Source organism: Serratia sp. CY84636, assembly GCF_052166245.1.
GTDB classification, from domain to species: Bacteria; Pseudomonadota; Gammaproteobacteria; order Enterobacterales; family Enterobacteriaceae; genus Serratia; species Serratia nevei.
Map to the genome: position 1 here is coordinate 1,398,067 of NZ_JBJNOX010000002.1, position 21,566 is coordinate 1,419,632.

Consider the following 21,566-nt stretch of genomic DNA (forward strand, 5'->3'; position numbering starts at 1 on the left):
CATTCAGGAATCGCTTTATGATCAAATCCGCCATCACCCACCCGCCGCTGCTCGCCGCGCTGGCGCAATGCGGGCATAAAACTCAGGTGCTGATCGCCGACGGCAACTACGCCTGCGTGACCCACGCGCCGAAAGACGCCACCGTGGTCTATCTGAACCTGGCGCCCGGCACACTCGCCGCCCCGCCAATCCTGGAAAAACTGCTGGCCTGCATCAACGTGGAAAGCGCCACGCTGATGGCCTGCCCGCCAGACTTCACCAATACCATCGAAGCCGAATACCGGCAGCTGCTGCCGGCGCATTGCCCGGTAGAGCACCTGCCGCGCGAGGCGTTCTACGCCGCAGTCAAATCGGATCGGACACTGCTGGTGATCGCCTCCGGCGAACAGCGCCGCTTCGCCAACCTGCTGCTGACGGTGGCGCCGGTAGTGTGACACGCGAATTATTTTTCGTCTGAAAACGTCCCCAACCGCACCACCGGAATGTCCGCCAAGCGAGTGGTGTAGGCCGGCGACAGCATGTCGCGCTTCATTTGCCACGGCTTGACGATCCCCTGCCCGGCGAACCACACGCGCCCACGCCCCTCCTGATTCAGGCGATCGAGGGTCGCCATCAGCCGCTCGCTGTTGCGGCGCGGCGGGCAGTCGTCGAACAGATCGATCTGCGCCATGGCGGCGGCGCTGAAGTCCCCCAGCACCACGCCGCCCTTCAGGTAACGTCGCCCTTCCTGCCAGATGCTTTCCAGCGCACGCACCGCCATGGCGATGATGTCGCGGCTGTCGTTGCTCGGCGTTTGCAGCCGGGCGGTGCCCATATTGCTGTAATACCCCTCGCCCGCCGAATGCGGGCTGGTTTTGATAAACACCGACACGTTGCGACAGTAGCGCTTTTCCTGCCGCAGCTTTTCGGCGGCGCGTTCGGCGTAGCTGCAGATCGCCTCGCGCATGTGCGGGTAATGCGTCAGCCGCTGGCCGAACGAGCGGGAGCAGATGATCTGCTCTTTGGCGGCCGCCTCATCTTCCCACTGCAGGCACGATTCGCCGCGCAGCTCGCGTATCGTGCGCTCCAGCACCACGCTGAAGGTTTTACGCGCCAGCCGGGTATCGCAGTCCGCCAGCTGCAGCGCGGTGTGAATGCCCATCGCCTGCAGCTGGCGAGTCAGGCGGCGCCCCACGCCCCACACCTCTTCCACCGGGATCAACGCCAGCAGCCTGCGCTGGCGCGCCGGATCGGATAAATCCACCACGCCGCCAGTACCGCGCCATTTCTTGGCGGCGAAGTTGGCCAGCTTGGCCAGCGTTTTGCTCGGCGCAATGCCGACCCCGACCGTCAAATGCAGCTCGCGCCGGATGCGATCGCGCACCCGCTGGCCGAACGGCTCCAGCGCTTCGCAATGCGCCACGCCGTCCAGCCGCAGAAAGGCTTCGTCCAGCGAGTAGATCTCCACCGCCGGCGCCATCTCTTCCAGCGTGTCCATCACCCGGCGGGACATGTCGGCGTACAGCGCGTAGTTGGAGGAGAACACCGCGACGTTGCGGCGGCGCATCTCCTCTTTGATTTTGAAATAAGGCGCGCCCATCGGCACGCCCAGCGCCTTCGCCTCGGCGCTGCGGGCGATCACGCAGCCGTCGTTGTTGGACAGCACGATCACCGGCCGCCCGCGCAGATCGGGCCGAAAGATGGTCTCGCAGGAGGCATAGAAGCTGTTGACGTCTACCAGGGCGAACATGGTTGCCGACCTTTCATCGTCAGTGGGGTGTTATTCATAATGGCACCAAATAACTGTTCATATATACAGTATTTGTATTTTTCTGGCGACGATCAAGTAGAAACCACCCCATCGCTGCTATCCGTTTGATGCGCTTTGGCTTTTAACTCAGCCTCCGTTTACCTGGAGCCGAGTTTTTCATTAACGACGAACTTCACGCAGATCGAAACGAATCGGAATGGTCACGCTGAATTCCGCCTGCCCCGCAGCGATCTCGTTGCCAGGTGCGGGCAGTGGAGAAGCGCGCTGCGGCAACTGAAGCGCCTCCCGGTCGAGCGAAGCCACTCCACTCGATCGCAATAGCTTCACACCCAGCACGTTCCCCTGTCGATCCAACGTCACGGCAACCTGAACAATACCCTGGCGCTGCTGGCGTACCGCCAGAGCCGGGTAGCGTTTGAAACGGCTCAAATGCGCCAACAGCAGGCCGCTCCAGACCGAGGCATCCTGACTCGGCTGCGACGCCACGCTGGTTTGCGGCGCGGCAACACGCTTTCCATCCAGAGACGGCGGCGCGCTGGTGCTTGATGCTATTGAGCTTGCAGACGCTATTTTTTCCTGTTCCTCCTGCCTTGGGCGCGGCGGTTCCGTTTTCGGTCTGATGGGATCGTTCCGTTGTCCTTTAGCCTTGCTCTGCCGCTCCGTCGCACGCGGCGCATGAATCAGCGGAGGCATCGCCGCCTCCGGTTCCCGATTGGCCTGCCGTTGCGCCACCGCCTGCACCTGGCGCACGCCGGTCGGCATCGGCTCTGCGTTGGGGGTCGATTCCGCCTGCTCGGCAACCATCATCAACACCATCGGTTGCGCCGCGGGCAGCAACGGTGGCGCCAGGTGATAACCAAGGCCAAGCAACAACGCACCATGCAGACCCAACGCCAACACATTGGCGGTAGCCCAGCGCAATCGCCCGCCTGTAGGCGGTAAAGATAAATCGGCAGGTAATACGTTGTGATTCAACATGGAAAACGATACTCAGGTTAAGCGTGAAACCGACCAACGTACGCAACGGTCACGACGGTCGGGGCATGTCAGAAAAGTCGTTTAGGCACGCGGTACCGGGCAGGAAACGAGAAAAAAACAGGCCAATCCAGAAGGAAAAATACAAATAGCAGAGTTAAAAACTTTAGGATACGGTGATGAAGTATTTTGACAGCATATTTACCCTAACCGGCAGCGCACCGGGCAGAGCCGCAATGACTCGCTCGGGGTCAGCCAGCGGAAACGCGCCGGAGAGCCGCAGGCCGGCGACCTCCGGCCGGCAGCGAATAACACCCTGACGATAACGCCCCAGCTCCATCAGGAAGTCGTCCAGCCGCATGTTGTCGGCCAACAGCATGCCTTGCCGCCAACCGGGCTCTTGCGTCACGCGATACGGTTCGCCAATGCCTTGCCGGCTGAATCTGCCGCCCTGACCGGCGTTGAGCACCGCGTTCCGATGCGCCGGCGACAGGATCGTGACTCGGCCAAGATAAACGGCGATATCACTGTAGGTTTCCCACAGGCGAACGCTGAAGCGAGCAGCCTGCGCCACGATCTCGCCCTGCGGCAGCCTCACCGTCAACGCGCCGCTTTCCGGCGGCAGATTCACCATCATTTCGCCTTCCAGCAATGCGGCCTGCTGACGGCTGACGTTGACCGCCGTTTGCGTGTTCAGCATCAACTGTGCGCCATCCGCCAACGCGACGGTTTGCTGCTCCCCCACCGCCGTGCGGTAATCCGCCAGCCAGGGGCGCCATGGCAGCGCGCCAGAACCGATGCCAACCGTCCCCACCACGCCGATGGCCGCCAGGCTTCTCAGCAACCGACGGCGCTGTGGGTTTGGCAACTGCGACAGACTACGCTGCGCCGCCGCCCCGTTAAGCAGAGAAAAACGGGATGAAAACGCGGCGATATGCCGCCAGGCGCGTTCATTTTCCGGTTTCGCCTGATACCAACGCCGCCAGTTTTCCCTATCCGCGTCGCTTGCCTCTTCCGACATCAGCTGGGTTAACCAGGCGGCGGCCTCACGCGCGCTCTGCCGATCGATATCCGATTCCATCATGGGCTCCGCACTTGCCGTTACGCCGCCAATGCAAAGAAACAGTGCAAATTGGCACGCTGCAGATATTGTTTCACCGAGCTGCTCGACACCCGCAAACGTTCAGCGATGTCGCAATAGCGCATGCCCTGCAGGTGCGCCAACAGGAAGGCCTCACGGACGTGCGCCGGCAATCCGTCCAACGCCTGATCCAACTGTTCGAGCATTTCGAGGGTTTGTTGACGGACTTCCGGCGAGGGTGCCTCGATCGCCGGCAGCTCGCTCAAGGCCTGCAGATAGCTCTCTTCGATTGTTTTACGCCGGTAATAATTCGCCACCAGCCGGCGCGCCACGGTCGCCAGGAAGGGGCGTGGTTGCCGAATGGCAAGCAACTGCGGGCTCAGTAAAATACTGATGAACGTATCCTGCGCCAGGTCTTCGGCGTGATGCGCGCACCCGACCTTCTGTCTCAGCCAATGGCATAGCCAACTGTGGTGCTCAAGGTAAAGCTGTTGAGCAAACCCGTTGGCTGCCGCGGCCTCTTTCCTCGCCATTCGGTGACACCAATTGATAATGAGATTGAAAATGATAATTATTATTATTTTAAAAATGTAACTTCTGTGTCAAGCGATTGCTGATGATTTATAAACGGCGAAAAAGTAGGGAAATACGGGAGAGAAAACGTGAAAAGGGGCCGAAATGGCCCCTGTCAGCAGGATATTCAGAAACGTTGACTAACGCTAAACTTGATGTTACGCCCTACGCCGGACACCGATTCGCCCAGGTAAGGGTAATAATCGCGGTTGAACAGGTTGTCCACTGCGACGCGAGCTTCGAAGCCCTGCAAACCGCTGGGCTGCCACGAGGCGAACAGGCCGTGCAATGCATAACCCGAGGTTTTCGGCAGCGCCCAGACAACGGCCATCGGATCGCCGTCGGCCGGTGAACGATCCTGTTTACGCACAAAATCGCCGGTCCAGCCGAAGGCCATGTCCCACTGCGGCACTTTCATGCCCAGCATCACGTGTGCCGTAACGGGTGGAATTTCGGCAATCCAGGTTTCGCTGCCCCACGGATCGCGTGGTGAAGCGTCGCGTTTGCCGCGAATCGAGGAGAACGACAGGCTGCCGAACAGGCTTTCGCTGTCATAAAACGATTCGAGCTCCACGCCCTCAATGGTATAGCCCGGCAAGTTGCGATAGTTCGACAACGGTTGCCCACATTGGCCACCGTGCCGTGCGGCGTCGCACACTACGCCGCGACGATAGAAAATCTCGTCCTTGCCGCGATTGCGGAACAGCGTAGTGCGGATCTGCAGACTGTCCCGCGCCATCAACACATCGTTGAAGTCCAGCACCGCGCCGAGACGAACGCCCGTCATGCGTTCCACCTGCAGGCCGCGGCTGGTGCCGGGCACGCTGGAAGCGGCGTATTGCACTTCGTACTGTTCGTCGATCACCGGAGCGCGCCAGGTGCGGCTGACGTCGGCAAACAGGGACAGATTCGACGTCGCTTTCCACATCACGCCCAAATGCGGCGACCAGCCGGTATAGGTCACGCTGCTGTAATCATGGCCCACGAGCGGATCGCTGTCGTTATAGCGCGGAGCTCGGTTCGGTTGCCCGGTGTTGGTCACGTGATCGTAACGCACGCCCGGCGTCACGGTCAGGCTGCCGAAGCTGACCGCATCCTGCAGATAAACGCTGCGGGTTTCCTGTTCGCCCGCCGGCATGTAATACGGCTGGAAATAGCCGTAGTTGTAACTGGCGTTTTTCACCTGCGAGGGGTAATACATCAGGGTATCCCGCTGATGTTTATGCCAACGCGCGCCGAGCAACAGCTTGTGTTCCAGCGGCCCGCTGGCGAAACGGCTTTCATTGCTGACGTCAAACTGCCGATCGGTATAGTTCACCCAGCTTTCATTGCCCAACGTACCGAGATAGCTGAACTTTGAAGCGGAATCCGGCCGCTTGTCATGCTGCTCTGTCTTCGAATAGGCGTAAGACAGCGTCAGATTCAGCAACGGCTGCGCTTCCGGCGCCAGATTCCATTTCACCGAGTAATTGGTGTCTGTCTGGTCGCGATACACCAGAATGCGGCGCCACGCTTCTTCCCGGCCATATTTATCGATATCCGCCTGGCTGGGCGCGGCGATATCATCCCGCTTGGCGGCGAAAGGCTGCCAGCCATCGGAATCGGAGCGCATCGCCGACAGCGTCAGCGTTTGCGCCTCGCTCAGATAAATATTGGTTTTTAACAGGTAGGAAGCCTGATCGTTGGCGGAATAGGCAAAGCGCGTGCCATCCGGCCGCTTCAGGTTGCCGCCGTCACGCTTGCTCATGTAGATCAAACCGTCGGCAAATCCTTCCGGCGTACGGCCGTACAACGCGCCGCTGTAAATGCCCTGGCGATCGTTGGTGTGGTAGCTGTACTTCAGCAAGCCGCCAAAGTCTTCGCCCGGCAGCAGCATATCCCCGGCATCTTTGGTCTCCAGCGTAATGGTCCCGCCAAAGCCGCCATTGCCGTTCAACAGATTGTGCGGCCCCTTATCGACCTCAACCTTTTTCAGCAGTTCGGGTTCGATGAATACCGAACCCTGCCGATATTTCTCAAATCCCTTCGGCGCGCCGTCCAGCACCACCTTCACATCTTCCATGTCGCCCATGCCCCAGATATTCAGGCTTTGGCCGCCCGGGCGCGGCGATCCCGCCATCCCTACGCCGGGCAAGCGATCAAGCAAACTGGCGATGTTATCGGCCTGTACGCGTTCGATGTCTTCTTTATCCAGTACCGAACGGCCGGCGGCGACGCTGTCGGACAAACCGCCGACCACCGACAGTTCCGGTATCGTCAAAGGCTGAACCGGCCCGGCGTCGACCAACCGATATCCCTGTGCGGTTTGCTGAGCGCGCAATCCGCTGCCCGCCAACAGCGTATTGAACGCGTCGGTGAGGCGGTAATGTCCCTGCAGGCCCGCGGTGCTTTTTCCACGCGTCTGTTCGGGCGTGAAAATCACTATCACGCCGGCCTTAGCGGCCGCCGTCTGCAAGGCGGGCGCCAGATCACCGGCGGGAATGGCGAAGGAAAGGATAGCGGGCTGTTCGACCGCCGAGGGTGGTGCCGACGCATCGGGCGCCGCCATCGCGGAGGTGAGCATGCCCGATAGTGCGCATCCTATCCCGATAGCGACGCGTTTCCCGGTAATGCGTTTGGCTGATGTGAACGTACGCCCTGCGCCGTTCTTGTTTTTTATGGCCATGAAGGATTCCCCTGAGTGTATTGAACTGGAAACTCAGTAGAGAGGTCACGCCAACGAAAAGATCGGGCAGAAAAAAATGAAAAAAAGGACCGAAGTCACCGCGCCGCGTAGACGATAAAGGTCACCACGCCGAAGATCTCCAGCTGCGCCTCATCGTCGAACACGATCGGCGCGTAGGCGGGATTCATCGGCAACAGCCGCACGTCGGGGTGGCGCTGCAGCTTTTTGACGGTGAATTCCCCGTCCACCGCGGCGATCACGATATTGCCGTGCTCCGGCGTCAGGGCGCTGTCGACGATCAGCAGATCGCCATCCTGGATATTGCCGTCGATCATCGACTCGCCGCTGGCGCGCACGAAATAGGTGGCGTTGGGGTGCCGTACCAGCAGCTTGCCGATATCCAGCCTGCTCTCGACATAGTCCTGCGCCGGGGAAGGAAAGCCGCAGGCCACGCGATCGGCAAACAGCGGTAACGTCAGGGGTTCACCTGGTAAAAAAGCATACAACCTTGAATTGCTCAGCATAATCATAACCAAACTGTATATTTATACAGTTAAGCATAAACAAAACGCGAACGCATGCAACCCCCTATCCCCCTGCGGATCGCGCTTTCCCGCGTAATATAATAATTTTCTGAGTGATTTTTCCTGCAGCTTTTGGCGTTCTTCGCGTGTGTTTACACACATGACACCCACCAAAACTGTGGATAATGCGGCACTCAGACCGTTGGCGTATCGATGGGCAGGATGAATGAGGGATTGTCATTGCGAACGGCGCCGACGGCGGGCGATACCGGTTGCCAGACGAAATCCTCTGCCTGCAGGCTGTACACGTCAGCCTGCATTTGACCAGAGAGCGGGACTAAGCGGGTGTCGAGCCAGTCGCGCGCGGCCGTCGGTCTCTGCTGCGTACAGCGCCGCAAAGAACAGCGGCAGGCCTTGCCTCACGGGAGGAACGGCGGACGGCCTTACAAAATGACGCCAATAAAATTGCGACTGGCAATGGCATCAATGGGACGGCCAGAGACGAAAGTCAGTACGTTATGCCAGGAGCTTGGGATAACCCGACAAACGCTGTACCGCCACATTTCCCCTGATGGTCCACTGCGAGCTGACGGTATAAAGCTGCTCACCGGGGATAATTTTAGCGGACGGAAAAATCTGGAGTTCCGGCGTAGAACCCCGAATAAGGAATAATCCTTAATTCATTTCAGGATTATTAATCCCATCTAAAACCTCTCGGCAATATTCTTTTTTATAGGCTTCATCATTACTTAATGACTTAACCAAAAAATCAGCATTTTTCCAACCATTATCCCAATGCGTATCGAATCCTGACTGTTCATACTTTAATGTTCTAGTTAATGAGTCTTTTATTTGTTTTTTATATTTATCAATTTTCTCATTGGGTGCCCCACAAACATCATGTGCAACACGAGCATTTGAGCCAGAAAAACCTATTGCTGAAATTGCCATCGCTTCGTTTGATTTGTCGAAATCATTCGCATATGCCACAGCATTAGATAAAGCGAATATGACAAGAGCAGGTATGTTTTTTTTGTATGAAATCATCTTTTACCTCTAACTCATTGATTGTTCATGGGGTCAGTTTGGATATCGAAAATTATTGTACATTAAGGCTGCTTTTTAATCAGTCTCAACTTCTTTAGAGAAGGCCTGAATGCGACAAACTTGGGAAGTACTGTAGCCTGTCGCGTCTGCTGTTTCTCGGATGCTCAGTTTCTTAATCTGTCGGTAGTGCCTGATCCATCCTGCACGCTCCATCTCGCCGCTGGCGCGCACGAAGTAGGTGCCGTTGGGGTGCCGCACCAGCAGCTTGCCGATATCCAGCCTGCTCTCGACATAGTCCTGCGCCGGGGAAGGAAAGCCGCAGGCCACGCGATCGGCAAACAGCGGTAACGTCAGGGGGTCACCTGGTGAAAAAGCATACAACCTTGAATTGCTCAGCATAATCATAACCAAACTGTATATTTATACAGTAAGGCGTAAACAAAATGCGAACGCATGCAACCCCCTATCCCACTGCGGATCGCGCTTTCCCGCGTAATATAATAATTTTCTGAGCGATTTTTTTTTACGCCTGCTAACGGTTTCACTCCGCCTTGCACACACGTTATCCACTAAAACTGTGGATAACCTGCAGGGCGTGATTCCCTACGCGAGCGGGATCAGAATCCTGTATAATCCCCACACCTGCTAATAAGAATTCATCCCCGTCGGCGCCTCGTCACCGACAGTCACGAGAACGTTATGAACAAGCACCTACTCCTCGCAGAAACCGACGATATCAAACAGGAATGCCTGTCGCGCCACGCGGTCTGGCAGCGCAACGATCTGGCTCAGGCGCAACAGGATTGGCTGGCGGAAGAAGTGCCGGTCGCCCTGGTGTACAACGGCATTTCCCACGTGGTGATGATGGCGACGCCGAAAGATCTGGCGGCCTTCGCCATCGGTTTTTCGCTGTCCGAAGGCATCATTGCCTCCCCCGACGATATCTACGACATTCGCCAACAGCCGGCCTGCAACGGCATTGAAGTGCATGTGGAACTCTCGAGCCGCCGCTTTATGCAGCTGAAAGAGAAGCGCCGCAGCCTGGCCGGCCGCACCGGCTGCGGTGTCTGCGGGGTGGAGCAGCTGCAGGAGGTCGCCCAACCCATCGCGCCGCTGCCCTTCACGCAACGCTTCGATTTGGCCCTGCTCGACCGGGCGTTGGCGCAGCTGCAGGAGGTGCAAACGGTGGGGAAACTGACCGGCTGCACCCACGCGGCGGCCTGGATCCAGCCGGACGGCGCACTCAGCGGCGGGTGTGAAGACGTCGGCCGCCACGTGGCGCTCGACAAACTGCTGGGCTACCGCAGCCAACAGGCGTGGCTGCAGGGGGCGGCGCTGGTGTCGAGCCGCGCCAGCTATGAAATGGTGCAAAAATCCGCCATGTGCGGCGTCGAGATCCTGTTCGCCGTTTCCGCCGCCACCCGCCTGGCGGTCGAGGTGGCCGAGCGCAGCAACCTGACGCTGGTGGGCTTCAGCAAGCCGGGGCGCGCTACCGTCTATACGCATCCGCAGCGGCTCTGGCAATCGACGCCGGCGGCCTAACGCCGCCGGACAAGAATCGACTATTCTCAATAGCAGAACACCAGGAAGCCCCACGTCATGATCATTCGCCCGAACCAGAACTGGTTTATTCGCCTGTTCGCCTGGCACGGTTCCGTGCTGTCAAAGATCACCTTTCGTCTGTCGCTGAACGTACTGATGTCGATAGTGGCGGTGATCAGCTATCAATGGTACGAGCAGCTCGGCGTACATTTAACCATCGCGCCGTTCAGCCTGCTGGGTATCGCCATCGCCATTTTTCTCGGCTTTCGCAATAACGCCGGCTACAGCCGCTTTGTCGAAGCGCGCAACCTGTGGGGCTCGCTGCTGATTACTGAGCGATCCCTGCTGCGCCAGATCAAAAGCCTGCTGCCGGACGAACCGGCGGTGCATCAGAAGGTCGCCAAGCTGCTGATCGCCTTCAGCTGGAGCCTGAAGCATCAGCTGCGCGCCACCGATCCGACCGCCGATCTGTACCACAACCTCACCAGCAAAGAGCTGGCGGAAGTGATCGCCAGCCCGATGCCGACCAACCGCATCCTGCTGATGCTGGGCCAGGAGATCGGCAAGCTGCGCCGCCAGGGGCTGCTGAGCGACATTACCTACGGGCTGATCGACGATAAGTTGAGCGAACTGTCGCACACCCTCGGCGGCTGCGAACGGCTCGCCAGCACGCCGGTACCGTTCGCCTATACCCTGATCCTGCAGCGCACCGTTTACCTGTTCTGCAGCCTGTTGCCTTTTGCCCTGGTGACCGACCTGCATTACATGACACCGTTTGTTTCGGTGTTCATTTCCTATACCTTCTTATCCTGGGACTCACTGGCCGAAGAGCTGGAGGATCCGTTCGGCGTGTCGGCCAACCATCTGCCGTTAAACGCCATCTGCAACACCATCGAGCGCAACCTGCTGGAAATGAACGACCAAAGCCCGCTGCCGCCGCCGATGAAACCCGACGAGCACTTTAATTTGATCTGACGATTTCACCCGAACACACTGGAGCCGAATGCAATGAATGCAAATAACCCTCTGCCGCAAGCCGTATTCACGCCGGTGACGCGCCATGCCATCTTCATCGTCGCCACCCTGTCGCCCGTTCCCGCCCATCTGGCGGCGGTGCGCGCCTGGTGCGGCGACATTGCCGCCGTGGTGCGCTCGGTCGGCAAACGCGCGCCGGCGGGCAACCTCACCTGCGTCTGCGGCTTCGGCTCCGAAGCCTGGGATACGCTGTTTGGCGCGCCGCGCCCTCGCCAGCTGCATCCGTTCAGCCCGATCGGCAGCGGGGAACGCGTCGCCGTCGCCACGCCCGGCGACATCCTGCTACACATCCGCGCCGATGAAATGGATCTGTGTTTCGAACTGGCCTCGCAGCTGGTCGGCAAGCTCGGCGACGCCGTGACGGTCATTGAAGAGGTGCACGGCTTCCGTTACTTCGATCAGCGCGCCATGATCGGCTTCGTCGACGGTACGGAGAACCCGGAGGGGCACGAAGCCTTCGACTACACGGTGATCGGCGACGAAGACGCGGCGTTCAGCGGCGGCAGCTATGTGCTGGTGCAAAAATACCTGCATGATATGCAGGGCTGGAACTCGCTCAGTGTGGAAACGCAGGAGAAGATCATCGGTCGCCATAAGCAGTCCAACATCGAGCTGGATGAAGCGGTCAAACCGTCGTCATCGCACAGTTCGCTGACCACCATCACCGACGAGCAAGGCAACGAGGTGAAAATTCTGCGCGACAACATGCCGTTCGGCCGCCCCGGCCTGCGCGAATTCGGCACCTACTTTATCGGCTATGCGCGCTCCCCGCAGCCGATCGAGCAGATGCTGGAAAACATGTTTATCGGCCGCCCGGCCGGCAACTACGATCGGCTGCTCGATTTTAGCCACGCGGTGACCGGCACCCTGTTCTTCGTGCCTTCCGCTCCGCTGCTGGAAGCGCTGGCCGACCGCAGCGGCGCCGAACTGCATTAAGCCCTCCTTCTGCGGCAAAGCCTCCCCCCGCGACTTATACTGAATTAACGTTGCGTATTGGGGGGAGGCGCCATGCCGCTCACATTCAAACGTTCGGAAAGGCTCTCCATCGGCACTGAAATAGAGCTGCAGCTGGTCGATGACGAGCGCTACGACCTCACCGATCGGGCCGATCGGGTGGTCAGCGCGGTCGGCGATCGCCGGCGCGTCAAACATGAGCTCACCCAATCGATGGTGGAGCTGAACAGTTCGGTGCATCGCGATCTCGATGAGCTGCACGCCGAGCTGCGCGCCCTGACGGAAACCGTCCGGCGCAGCGCACAGCGCCTGGGCTGCGACGTCTGCGGCGGCGGCCGCCATCTCAGCAACGACTGGCGCAAGCAGGTCATCAGCGACAGCGCGCGCTACAGGCAGTTGGCCAGCCGCTTTGGCTATCTCTCCAAGCTGGCCTGCGTGTTCGGCCAACATATTCACCTCGGCGTCAACGACGGGGACGAGGCAATGTACCTGTGCCATGCGCTGACGCCCTATTTTCCGCAGCTGATCGCGCTCAGCGCTTCGTCGCCGCTGTATCAGGGCGTCGACACGCACTTTGCCAGCTCCCGTTTCAGCGCCCAGAATTCCTTCCCCAACTACGGATGCCTGGAACACATCTACAGCTGGCGCGAATTCAACGCCTACTACGAACGGCTGAACGCCGCCGGCGTGATTGAAAGCGTCAAGGATATTTACTGGGATGCGCGGCCGAAACCGGAGCTGGGTACGGTGGAGATCCGCATCTGCGATACGCCGCTGCGCCTCGCGCACGCCGTGCTGCTGGTCGGTTACTGCCGTCTGCTGGCTGATTTTCTGTTGCGGCGCCGGACGCCGATCGCGCCGGAATACGATGCCTTCACCCATTACAACAAGATCAACGCCTATCGCAGCGGTTTCGCCGCCGAATACGTCGATCCCGCGACGCTGCGCCGCAGCAGCCTGACCGCCCACATCCTGCACACGCTCGAAGCGCTGAGCGATTGCGCCGAACGGCAGGAGGATCGGGCCGTGCTGCAGGCGGTCGAGCGCCATGTCCGCCAGGGCATCAGCGATTCGGAGCATATCCGTCAGATGTTGCACAACGGCCTGCCGCAGGCTCAGGTGATCAAGCGCCTGTGCGACGAGCTGTTGCAGCCGGCAAGTTAAGTTTCAGCTATCGATTCCATACGCTAAAGCCACTGTTCATTATGTGCTCTTTCGCTACAATCGTGAGCACTGACATTCACCGTATCGAGGACACCATGTACAACTTCTCCCGCTATCAGGCAAAAGAACTGGCGCTGGCTTACATGAGCGGCAAAAAACACGATCTGTCGCCGCAAGAGTTTTTGCAACAGCTGAAAAGCAGCGAACGTTCGTTTGAGCACCTGCTGAAACACGGCAGCGAAATGCCGCGTGAGGTGCTGGTTAAAAGCTTCTGAACGGCCGGTCGCCGGCCACTTTCCCTCTACGCCGCCGGTGGCGAGCCTGACAGGCCCGCGCATTCCCGGCCGTTCATCCCCCACTGCTCGCCCAACCTCGTTTCGTCTTCACAGGCGAAAACCTGATAAATTCGTATCTACAGGCGAATTATTGACATATTCGCATCCAGGTGCGAATTTATAGTCATCCCTCTGCAAACAACGGAACACGCCATGCCGACGCCAATCAGCGTTATCAGCGGCGATCTGGTCGATTCTCGCCGGTCAGACACCGTCAACTACCTCAATGGGCTGCATAGCCTGCTCGATCGGCTACGGCGCGACGGGCGGTTGCATCAGGTGGAAATCTTTCGCGGCGATGCCTTCCAGGCGCAGGCCGCCCCGGAGGACGGGCTGCTGCTGGCGGTGTACATTCGCCTCGCGCTGCGGGCGATGGGTGCCACGCACTGGGATGCGCGCATCGCCATCGGGCTGGGCAGCCAACGGCCCGACGCCGCCGGTTACGGCAGCGCCTTTATCAATTCCGGCAGCGCGCTGGACGCCATGGCAAAAAATTGCCGGCTGGCTCTGAAAACCGACAACGATCGGACAAACGCCATTGTCAGCGATCTGCTGCCGATGTTAGATCATGTGATTGGCCGCCTGTCACAGGCCGAAGCGCGCATCGTTCAGGCGAGAATGTTCGCCGACAGCGGCGCCGCCGTGGCGGAGCAACTGCAGAAAGCCGCCTCCACGGTTTCCGCCGCGCTAAAACGCGCGGCCTACGAGGAAATTATGCGGTTTATTCACGCCATTAACAGGATCGTCTGACTATGGATCTGACCTATGCGCCTTTGCTGGCCTGGCTGTTGCTCGTCCACCTGCTGGCGGATTTTCCGCTGCAGCCGCTGAGTTGGGTGGAAGATAAAATCCAACATCGCGCACGTTCACGTTTTCTGGTGTTGCACGCGTTGCTGCACGGGGTGCTGGCCGCCTGGGTGGTGGCCGGTTTCGGCCTGCTGCACGGCGGGCTTTCCTCATTTCAGGTGCTGGCCAGCCTGCTGGTCATCGCCGTCAGCCACTACCTGGTCGATCTGCTGAAAGTCACCGCGATGAGCCGCCTGAGCCCGGCCCGCAGTTTCCTGCTCGATCAGGGATTGCATCTGGCGGTGATCGCCTTGCTGTGGCTGGGGCTGACGCCGAACGCCGGTGAACTGCTCGCTGCGCTGGGGCGGCAACTGGGGCGTTGGCAAACCGGCCTGGTGCTGGTGGCCTACAGTCTGATTTATCTGCCGATGAGCCTGCTGATCGGGCAGCTGCTGGCGCGCTGGACGCCGCAAATGCCGCCTGCGGCCAAGGCCGACAACGACTCGCTGCTGCGCGCGGGCAAACAGATTGGCTATCTGGAAAGAACGCTGATCCTGACCTTTGTGCTGCTGGGGCAAATCCCGGCGATCGGCTTTTTGCTGGCGGCCAAATCCATCTTCCGTTTCGGCGATCTGCGCCAGAGCGACGATAAAATGCGCACCGAGTATGTGCTGCTCGGCACGCTGTTTTCCTTCACGCTGACCATCATGCTCGGCCTGCTGGTCAACAAACTGCTGTAGGGGTGCGGGGGCGAAGAATTTCGCCCCCGAAGTGAACGCCGAGGCGGCTTAGAGCCACTCGCCGAAGCGGCGGATATAGAAACGCTTCATCAACTGCGCGACCACGCAGTAGCTGACCAGCGTAGCGGCCAACCACGGGAAGTATTCCCACGGCAGCGGCTGCAGGCCAACCAGGGCGCCGAGCGGCGAGAACGGAATGTAGATGCCGAGCGCCATCACCAACCCGGTGGTCAGCAACACCGGCAGCGCCGCGGTGCTCTGAATGAACGGGATCTTCTGGGTGCGCAGCATATGCACCACCAGCGTTTGCGACAGCAGCCCCTCAATGAACCAGCCGGACTGGAACAGCGCCTGGTGTTCCACGCTGTTGGCGGCGAACACGTACCACATCAGCGCATACGTCGTGATATCGAAGATTGACGAGGTCGGCCCAATCCACAGCATAAAGCGCCCGATGTTTTTGGAGTCCCACTTGCGCGGCTTGCGCAGGAACTCTTTATCCATCTTGTCCCACGGCAGCGACAGCTGAGAAATGTCGTACATCAGGTTTTGAATCAACAGGTGGATCGCCAGCATCGGCAGGAACGGGATGAAGGCGCTGGCCACCAGCACCGAGAACACGTTGCCGAAGTTGGAGCTGGCGGTCATGTTCAGGTACTTGATGATATTGCCGAAGGTCTCGCGCCCTTTGATCACCCCCTCTTCCAGCACCATCAGGTTCTTTTCCAACAGGATGATGTCCGCCGACTCCTTGGCGATGTCGGTGCCGGTGTCGACCGAAATGCCGACGTCGGCGTCGCGCAGCGCCGGCGCATCGTTGATGCCGTCGCCGAGGAAGCCGACGGTATGGCCGTTGGCCTGCAGCATTTTCAGCACCCGCGATTTTTGCAGCGGCGTCAGCTTGGTGAAGACCGTGCGCTGCTCCACTTCGCGCGCCAGTTCTTCGTCATCCATCTGTTCAATTCGCAGTCCAGAGAGCGGTTCACCCGGTTCCAGCCCAACGTCGCGGCAAATCTTGCAGGTGATCACCGGGTTGTCGCCGGTCAGCACCTTCACCGTCACGCCGTTTTCCTGCAGCGCGGCGATCGCCTGCTGCGCGCTCTCCTTCGGCGGATCGAGGAAGGTCAGCAGCCCTTGCACCACCATGTCGCGCTCGTCGGCCACGCTCAGCGGGTCGGCCGGGCGTTGCGCATCCAGCTCGCGCGTCGCCAGCACCAGCACGCGGAAGCCGTCTTCGTTATACTCGCGGGCCAGCGCCTGCAGCGCCGCACGGCGCGCGTCGTCCAGTTCCAGCGTCTTGTCGCCTTCACGCACGTGAGTGGCGATCTCGAGCATCTCCTCTACCGCGCCCTTACAGATCAGCTGCTGCTTGCCATTCTCATCCGCCACCACGATCGACAGCCGGCGGCGCACGAAGTCGAACGGCAGCTCATCCACCTTGCTGAAACGGCCCAGGGCTTCGATCCCCGGTTTGCCGCGCCCGAAGCGGATCACCGCCTGGTCCATCAGGTTCTTCATGCCGCTCTGATGGAAGCTGTTCAGCCAGGCCAGGTGCAGCACCTCGTTATCCCTGGCGCCCGTGACGTCGATGTGGTGCTCGAGAATGATACGGTCCTGGGTCAGGGTGCCGGTCTTGTCGGTGCAGAGCACGTCCATGGCGCCGAAGTTCTGAATGGCGTTCAGGCGCTTCACCACCACCTTGCGGCGCGACATGGCGATCGCCCCTTTCGCCAGGTTGGAGCTGACGATCATCGGCAGCATTTCCGGCGTCAGACCAACCGCCACCGCCAGTGCGAACAGCGCCGCCTCGCTCCAGTCGCCTTTGGTGAAGCCGTTGATCAGCAACACCACCGGCACCATCACCAGCATGAAGCGAATCAGCAACCAGCTGACGCTGTTCACCCCGCGATCGAACGCGGTTTGCGCCCGCGAACCGACGATCGACTTGGCCAGCGAGCCGAAGTAAGTGCGTCCGCCGGTCGCCACCACCACCGCCGTGGCGGTGCCGCTGGCGACGTTGGTGCCCATCAGGCAGATATTGGAGAGCTCAAGCAGCGCGTTCTCGCTGGATACCTCCCCGTCGCTCGACTTCTGCGCCACGTTGCCCATCGCATCGTATTTCTCGATGGGGATCGCTTCGCCGGTCAAAATCGCCTGGCTGATGAACAGATCGCGCGAGGCGATAAGACGCACGTCGGCCGGCACCATGTCACCGGCGGAGAGCTGAATGATATCCCCCGGCACCAGTTCGCGGATCGGCACTTCCAGCGTCAGCGGATGCGCGCTGTAGCTGCTGCGGCGCAGCACCGTGGCGGTGGTGCGTACCATCGACTTCAACGCTTCCGCCGCTTTGTTGGTGCGGTATTCCTGCCAAAAACGCAGCAGCCCGCTCAACGTGACCATGGTCAGAATGATAATAACGCCGGTGAGTTCAGTTTCTTCACCGCTCTGGCGCGGCAGCCAATAATCGGTAAAGAAACTGATCGCAGCCAGCACCATCAGCACGAAGATAAACGGGTTGTTAAAGGCCTTGATCAGCTGAATCAAAGCATGCGGCGCCTTGTCGTGGGCGACCTGGTTGGCGCCGAACTGCTCCAACCGCTCATCGGCGTCGTCCTGGGTCAAGCCGTTGCGGTTGCACTTAAGGTTCGCCAGCGTTTGGGCGATGCTGTTGGTCGCCTCTTGCGCAATGGCGTAGGTCACCGCGTCTTTATCACGGCGACGCGTTCTTTCATTAATCTGAGTCATAACGCTATTCTCTTATTTTCGTTCTGCGCACAGGGATATCCCGCCCGATAAACAGGTGACTGTGCGCAGAGTGGAATTTTTTAATTAGCGTGACTGAATAGCGTGATTACCCTGTCAGCCACGCAGAAATCATTTCCCTTCCGGGGTCATCGTCCATAACGCCTCCTTAATGTTCCGCGTTATTCAGGCGTACCTGAATAAACCTGAACATATAATCAAGTTAGTAAATATTTATATAATTAATCAGACCGGTAATTCAGACGCGACGCGCCAGCGAACGGCACTCACGCTTTTTTCCAGGCTGACGCGGCAGACAATACCCTCAATTTCTTTTTGCGCAGCCGGCGTAGCGGTAATTTCCGCGCACACTTCCAATTGCCCCGGGCTGGAAATATCGGCGCTGCGCAAGGACTGCAGCCGCAAGGCGACGCCGTTCAGCGCCTGCAGAATCAGGGTGCGCACCAGAATTTCATCCTGTTCGCCGCAGGTCACCTGAATGCGATAGCACAGTTCCAGATCGGTCGCCTGCTGATGCGGCTGCAGGTTGATGCGCTGCGCGGCTTCGCGCAGCAGGATATTGGCGCACAGGATCACCAGCGTGGCGACCACCGCATCCCAATGCTGGCCCAGGCCGCACAGGACGCCGATCCCCGCCGAACACCACAGCGTGGCGGCGGTGTTGAGGCCGCGAATGTTCAGCCCTTCCCGCATGATAACGCCGGCGCCGAGGAAGCCGATACCCGAGACAATCTGCGCGGCCACGCGGCCGGCGCTGGCCGGATCGGTGGACATGGAGCTGAGAATAAAGACCGCCGCGCCGGTCGCTACCAGCGCATTGGTGCGCAGGCCGGCCATACGTTGGCGCCACTGGCGCTCGGCGCCAATCACCGCGCCCAGGCACATTGCCAGCAATAAATTTAAAACGAAAGGAGTCATAGCCATGACTGTCCCCTTAATTAACCGCAGGAGATAAAATCATGTGCTGTTTAGCACACGCAAAGTCGCGCCGAAAATAAATCAGCGAATCAGCGTGCTGTGCCTGGAGGGAAAAGGCTGTGGCTGCAGAACACCATAATAACGTCCAACTCAATTCACCTGAAACCGCCAGGCCTCAGGACACGTTTTTTATTCGGGTATGCACAGCTCAGGAATAACTGGAGAGGGGTGCTGCCCGCCGATAACGGCAAGCAACAAATCAGAAGAGAATTGGTCAGCTTGCCTTATTTGTTTTATTACAACTACAACTGTCCAATTGGGTTTCTCCACCGAAATTTTGGCTGAGTATAGTGACGTCAGGTAATGAAGTAAAGGCTAATTTATTAAACGAAAAATAAACTGGAATACCGCGATCATATTTCGATGTCACAAATAGGCAGCGACAACGTTGGGCGCCAGTGCGCTTATCGGTAAACTGTCCTCCTTCATCTTTCAAGGACGCCCCCGATGAAACACCGGCTTTCCCCGCTCGCGCTCGCGCTGCTCGTCAGCTTTCCCGCCGATGCCCTGCTGCTGCAGCAAGGCGACGCGCAGTTTGAACTCGATCCCGCCACGCTGCGCGTTGCCGCCGGCGCTGTGCCGGTCAATCTGGCGCAGCCCGCGCAACCGGTGGCGGATCTCACTGCGTCGCCACAACGCGCCAGCTGGCGCTGGCCACAGAGCGCGGTCAAGGTTAGCGCCAGGCTGGAGGACGGCGATCTGCGCCTGAGCTTCAGCAGCGACCGGCCACAGCTTCTGAACTGGTATCACCTGCCGCCGCAGGCGGAAACGCTGTTGCTGCCGATCGGCGAAGGCAGCCGCATTCCGCTCGACAACGCGGTCTGGCGCCATTACCTGACGGCGGAAATGACGCCGCTGGATACCAACTGGGATCTGAAGCTGCCGCTGTGGAGCCAGCAATACCAGGGCAAGGTCTACAGCTGGCTGATGTTGACGCCGTTCAGCAACCGGGTCACCTTCGCCGCCGCGCAGGAAAAGCTGGAGATGCGCGCCGAGCATCAGTTCAACCGCCTCAACCAACAGCAGGCATTCGAGGTGCTGCTGCACGTCGGCGACACCCCGCTGTCCGGCGCCCGCCGCTACCGCGACTATTTGCAACAAAGCGGCCAGTTCAGCAGCCTGCGCGAGAAGATAAAGCAGGCGCCCGAAGGCGAAAAGCTGATCGGTGCCACCCATGTCTACCTGTGGGGCGACAAACTGCTGGCGGCGGAAGACGTCAAAGATTGGCCGGGGTTGCTGCACTACCTTGCCTCTCCGGCCGCCGCCGGGCTGCGGCAACAAATGGATGCCGAGAGCAGAAAGCTCCTGCTGCAGCTGGCGGGCAAAACACCGGAGGGCTGGCAGCAACAGCCCCTGATCGACGGCATCAACCAGGCGTTGACGGCGCAAATTCCGCTGGACGCCACGCCGGATGACGCCGATTTTCTGCAGGCACAGCAGCGCCAGGCCGCTGCGGTGCGGGAGCGGGCACAGCGAGAGCTGGGGCGTTGGTTAACCCCGGTGGACCGTTGGGGGCAAGGGCTGGCCAAACCGGTGATCGATGCGCTGCGCCAGGCGGGTTTGCCGCGCCTGTGGTTGGGCACCGATAACTGGACCGCCGCCTTCCTGCACCCGCAGGCGGTAACCGCCGCCAAAGCGGCCGGCTATCTGATCGCCAGCTACGACTCCTACGATACCGCCATTCCACGCGGCGTGAACGACAGCTGGCTCACCGCGCAACTGCCGACGACGCTGCGGGAAACCTGCGCCATCGTGCGCGCCGACGGCAGCAAGAAACCCGGCTTCGGCAAACAGGGTTACTACCTCAATCCGGGCTGCGTCCTGCCCTATTCTCAACGGCGCATGCGCGAGTTGGTGCAACTGGCCGGGTTGAACAGCCTGTTTCTCGACGTGGACGGCACCGGCATGGTCTCCGACGACTATCAGCCCGACCACCCGACCGGCGCGGCGCAAATGGCCGAAGCGCGCAACGCCAGGCTGGCCTGGTTCAGCGCCACCCTTAAGCTGCCGCTCGGCTCGGAGGACGGCAATGCGGTGACCGCCCGCAGCCTGATGTTCGCCCACGGCATGGAAACCTGGGGATTCGGCTGGGGCGATAAACAGATGAATCAGGATAAATCCTCGCCCTATTATCTCGGCGCCTGGTGGCCCAACGCCCAACCGGCGTTTTTCTTCCGCCCCGCCAAGGTGAAACAGCCCTACCGCACCGTCGAATTCGATCCGCGTTACCGCCTGCCGCTGTACCAGGCCGTTTTCCACGATGCGATCGTCAGCAGCCACCACTGGAATTACGATAACCTGAAGTTCAGCGACGTTCAGACCACCCGCAGTCTGCTCAGCCAGCTGTACAACACTGCGCCGATGTTCCATCTGAGCCGCGCCACCCTGGCGGCCCGCCTGCCGGCGATCAAACGCGCCGACGTCGCCTTCCGGCCGCTGCATCAGGCCCTGTGGGACAAAGCGCTGACCGACTTCCGCTGGCTCGATCGGGACGGCTGGGTGCAACAGACGACGTTTAGCGACGGGTCGACGCTGACCGCCAACTTCAGCGCGCAGCCGTTCGCCGGCGTAGCGGCCCACAGCCTACGTGCCAAGCTGGCCGACGGCCGCACGTTCGACGTTACGCCTTAGCAAGGCCGCCGGCGGTGGGC

At 59.8% G+C, this 21,566-nt stretch carries 18 protein-coding genes and 2 pseudogenes; 9 read left to right on the top strand and 11 right to left on the bottom strand.

Annotated features, from left to right (window positions below; translation table 11 throughout):
• The first annotated feature begins 17 nt into the window (after positions 1-17).
• Positions 18-434, top strand: coding sequence for an RbsD/FucU domain-containing protein (locus tag ACJ8QI_RS11190; protein ID WP_060439695.1), 417 nt, complete (start codon positions 18-20; stop codon positions 432-434).
• An 8-nt stretch (positions 435-442) separates the two neighbouring features.
• Here the strand turns inward: ACJ8QI_RS11190 and umuC are convergent, their stop codons facing one another.
• The 9 genes and pseudogenes from umuC to ACJ8QI_RS11235 form a co-directional block, all read right to left on the bottom strand.
• Positions 443-1,729: a translesion error-prone DNA polymerase V subunit UmuC gene (umuC, locus tag ACJ8QI_RS11195; RefSeq protein ID WP_197657863.1), complete on the bottom strand. Its 1,287-nt coding sequence runs from the start codon at positions 1,727-1,729 to the stop codon at positions 443-445.
• Positions 1,730-1,909: 180 nt separating this feature from the next.
• Positions 1,910-2,641: an energy transducer TonB gene (locus ACJ8QI_RS11200; protein ID WP_442532487.1), complete on the bottom strand. Its 732-nt coding sequence runs from the start codon at positions 2,639-2,641 to the stop codon at positions 1,910-1,912.
• A gap of 250 nt (positions 2,642-2,891) precedes the next feature.
• The gene (locus ACJ8QI_RS11205; protein ID WP_442532488.1) at positions 2,892-3,809 is read right to left on the bottom strand and encodes a FecR domain-containing protein; all 918 of its coding nucleotides are present in this window, start codon (positions 3,807-3,809) and stop codon (positions 2,892-2,894) included.
• 17 nt (positions 3,810-3,826) lie between these two features.
• Positions 3,827-4,339 carry a sigma-70 family RNA polymerase sigma factor gene (locus ACJ8QI_RS11210; protein WP_047571520.1) on the bottom strand — a complete coding sequence of 171 codons (513 nt, stop codon included), beginning with the start codon at positions 4,337-4,339 and terminating at the stop codon, positions 3,827-3,829.
• 167 nt (positions 4,340-4,506) lie between these two features.
• Positions 4,507-7,044: a TonB-dependent hemoglobin/transferrin/lactoferrin family receptor gene (locus ACJ8QI_RS11215; RefSeq protein WP_442532489.1), complete on the bottom strand. Its 2,538-nt coding sequence runs from the start codon at positions 7,042-7,044 to the stop codon at positions 4,507-4,509.
• 95 nt (positions 7,045-7,139) lie between these two features.
• Complete coding sequence (gene umuD / locus ACJ8QI_RS11220) at positions 7,140-7,574, bottom strand: translesion error-prone DNA polymerase V autoproteolytic subunit (protein ID WP_060451656.1); 435 nt, start codon at positions 7,572-7,574, stop codon at positions 7,140-7,142.
• 188 nt (positions 7,575-7,762) lie between these two features.
• A pseudogene (locus tag ACJ8QI_RS11225) lies at positions 7,763-7,942 on the bottom strand (SOS response-associated peptidase family protein); the annotation flags it as partial.
• A gap of 301 nt (positions 7,943-8,243) precedes the next feature.
• Entirely contained in the window at positions 8,244-8,615 is a 372-nt protein-coding gene (locus ACJ8QI_RS11230) for a hypothetical protein (protein ID WP_442532490.1), read from the bottom strand.
• Between the two features lie 213 nt (positions 8,616-8,828).
• Positions 8,829-9,020, bottom strand: a pseudogene (locus tag ACJ8QI_RS11235) (DNA polymerase V); the annotation flags it as partial.
• A gap of 294 nt (positions 9,021-9,314) precedes the next feature.
• On the opposite strand from ACJ8QI_RS11235, the gene fdhD reads away from it, so the two are divergent.
• The 7 genes from fdhD (at position 9,315) to ACJ8QI_RS11270 (ending at position 15,171) form a co-directional block, all read left to right on the top strand.
• On the top strand, positions 9,315-10,157 hold the full coding sequence (gene fdhD, locus ACJ8QI_RS11240) for a formate dehydrogenase accessory sulfurtransferase FdhD (RefSeq protein ID WP_089186118.1): 843 nt from the start codon (positions 9,315-9,317) through the stop codon (positions 10,155-10,157).
• Between the two features lie 57 nt (positions 10,158-10,214).
• Positions 10,215-11,132, top strand: coding sequence for a bestrophin family protein (locus ACJ8QI_RS11245; RefSeq protein ID WP_442532491.1), 918 nt, complete (start codon positions 10,215-10,217; stop codon positions 11,130-11,132).
• 33 nt (positions 11,133-11,165) lie between these two features.
• Positions 11,166-12,128 carry a Dyp-type peroxidase gene (locus ACJ8QI_RS11250; RefSeq protein WP_442532492.1) on the top strand — a complete coding sequence of 321 codons (963 nt, stop codon included), beginning with the start codon at positions 11,166-11,168 and terminating at the stop codon, positions 12,126-12,128.
• 72 nt (positions 12,129-12,200) lie between these two features.
• On the top strand, positions 12,201-13,310 hold the full coding sequence (locus ACJ8QI_RS11255; protein ID WP_442532493.1) for a YbdK family carboxylate-amine ligase: 1,110 nt from the start codon (positions 12,201-12,203) through the stop codon (positions 13,308-13,310).
• Between the two features lie 95 nt (positions 13,311-13,405).
• Complete coding sequence (locus tag ACJ8QI_RS11260) at positions 13,406-13,585, top strand: hypothetical protein (RefSeq protein ID WP_019453520.1); 180 nt, start codon at positions 13,406-13,408, stop codon at positions 13,583-13,585.
• A 213-nt stretch (positions 13,586-13,798) separates the two neighbouring features.
• Positions 13,799-14,395, top strand: coding sequence for a hypothetical protein (locus ACJ8QI_RS11265; protein ID WP_442532494.1), 597 nt, complete (start codon positions 13,799-13,801; stop codon positions 14,393-14,395).
• Between the two features lie 2 nt (positions 14,396-14,397).
• Entirely contained in the window at positions 14,398-15,171 is a 774-nt protein-coding gene (locus tag ACJ8QI_RS11270; protein WP_442532495.1) for a DUF3307 domain-containing protein, read from the top strand.
• Between the two features lie 48 nt (positions 15,172-15,219).
• Here ACJ8QI_RS11270 and mgtA read toward each other — a convergent pair whose 3' ends face one another.
• Together mgtA and ACJ8QI_RS11280 are read right to left on the bottom strand one after the other, a co-directional pair.
• Positions 15,220-17,919, bottom strand: a complete 2,700-nt coding sequence (mgtA, locus tag ACJ8QI_RS11275; protein ID WP_038876668.1) for a magnesium-translocating P-type ATPase — start codon at positions 17,917-17,919, stop codon at positions 15,220-15,222.
• A gap of 243 nt (positions 17,920-18,162) precedes the next feature.
• Positions 18,163-18,861: an MgtC family protein gene (locus ACJ8QI_RS11280; protein WP_025303346.1), complete on the bottom strand. Its 699-nt coding sequence runs from the start codon at positions 18,859-18,861 to the stop codon at positions 18,163-18,165.
• A gap of 501 nt (positions 18,862-19,362) precedes the next feature.
• Between ACJ8QI_RS11280 and ACJ8QI_RS11285 the strand changes: the two genes are divergently transcribed.
• On the top strand, positions 19,363-21,546 hold the full coding sequence (locus ACJ8QI_RS11285) for a glycoside hydrolase (RefSeq protein ID WP_442532496.1): 2,184 nt from the start codon (positions 19,363-19,365) through the stop codon (positions 21,544-21,546).
• Positions 21,547-21,566 lie beyond the last annotated feature (20 nt).

Coding starts and splice junctions, on each gene's coding strand:
- ACJ8QI_RS11255 (WP_442532493.1), top strand. CDS start 12,201: ATGCCGCTCACATTCAAACGTTCGGAAAGGCTCTCCATCGGCACTGAA.
- ACJ8QI_RS11250 (WP_442532492.1), top strand. CDS start 11,166: ATGAATGCAAATAACCCTCTGCCGCAAGCCGTATTCACGCCGGTGACG.
- ACJ8QI_RS11280 (WP_025303346.1), bottom strand. CDS start 18,861: ATGGCTATGACTCCTTTCGTTTTAAATTTATTGCTGGCAATGTGCCTG.
- ACJ8QI_RS11215 (WP_442532489.1), bottom strand. CDS start 7,044: ATGGCCATAAAAAACAAGAACGGCGCAGGGCGTACGTTCACATCAGCC.
- ACJ8QI_RS11260 (WP_019453520.1), top strand. CDS start 13,406: ATGTACAACTTCTCCCGCTATCAGGCAAAAGAACTGGCGCTGGCTTAC.
- umuC (WP_197657863.1), bottom strand. CDS start 1,729: ATGTTCGCCCTGGTAGACGTCAACAGCTTCTATGCCTCCTGCGAGACC.
- ACJ8QI_RS11210 (WP_047571520.1), bottom strand. CDS start 4,339: ATGGCGAGGAAAGAGGCCGCGGCAGCCAACGGGTTTGCTCAACAGCTT.
- ACJ8QI_RS11245 (WP_442532491.1), top strand. CDS start 10,215: ATGATCATTCGCCCGAACCAGAACTGGTTTATTCGCCTGTTCGCCTGG.
- ACJ8QI_RS11190 (WP_060439695.1), top strand. CDS start 18: ATGATCAAATCCGCCATCACCCACCCGCCGCTGCTCGCCGCGCTGGCG.
- ACJ8QI_RS11270 (WP_442532495.1), top strand. CDS start 14,398: ATGGATCTGACCTATGCGCCTTTGCTGGCCTGGCTGTTGCTCGTCCAC.
- ACJ8QI_RS11265 (WP_442532494.1), top strand. CDS start 13,799: ATGCCGACGCCAATCAGCGTTATCAGCGGCGATCTGGTCGATTCTCGC.
- ACJ8QI_RS11230 (WP_442532490.1), bottom strand. CDS start 8,615: ATGATTTCATACAAAAAAAACATACCTGCTCTTGTCATATTCGCTTTA.
- mgtA (WP_038876668.1), bottom strand. CDS start 17,919: ATGACTCAGATTAATGAAAGAACGCGTCGCCGTGATAAAGACGCGGTG.
- umuD (WP_060451656.1), bottom strand. CDS start 7,574: ATGATTATGCTGAGCAATTCAAGGTTGTATGCTTTTTTACCAGGTGAA.
- ACJ8QI_RS11205 (WP_442532488.1), bottom strand. CDS start 3,809: ATGATGGAATCGGATATCGATCGGCAGAGCGCGCGTGAGGCCGCCGCC.
- fdhD (WP_089186118.1), top strand. CDS start 9,315: ATGAACAAGCACCTACTCCTCGCAGAAACCGACGATATCAAACAGGAA.
- ACJ8QI_RS11285 (WP_442532496.1), top strand. CDS start 19,363: ATGAAACACCGGCTTTCCCCGCTCGCGCTCGCGCTGCTCGTCAGCTTT.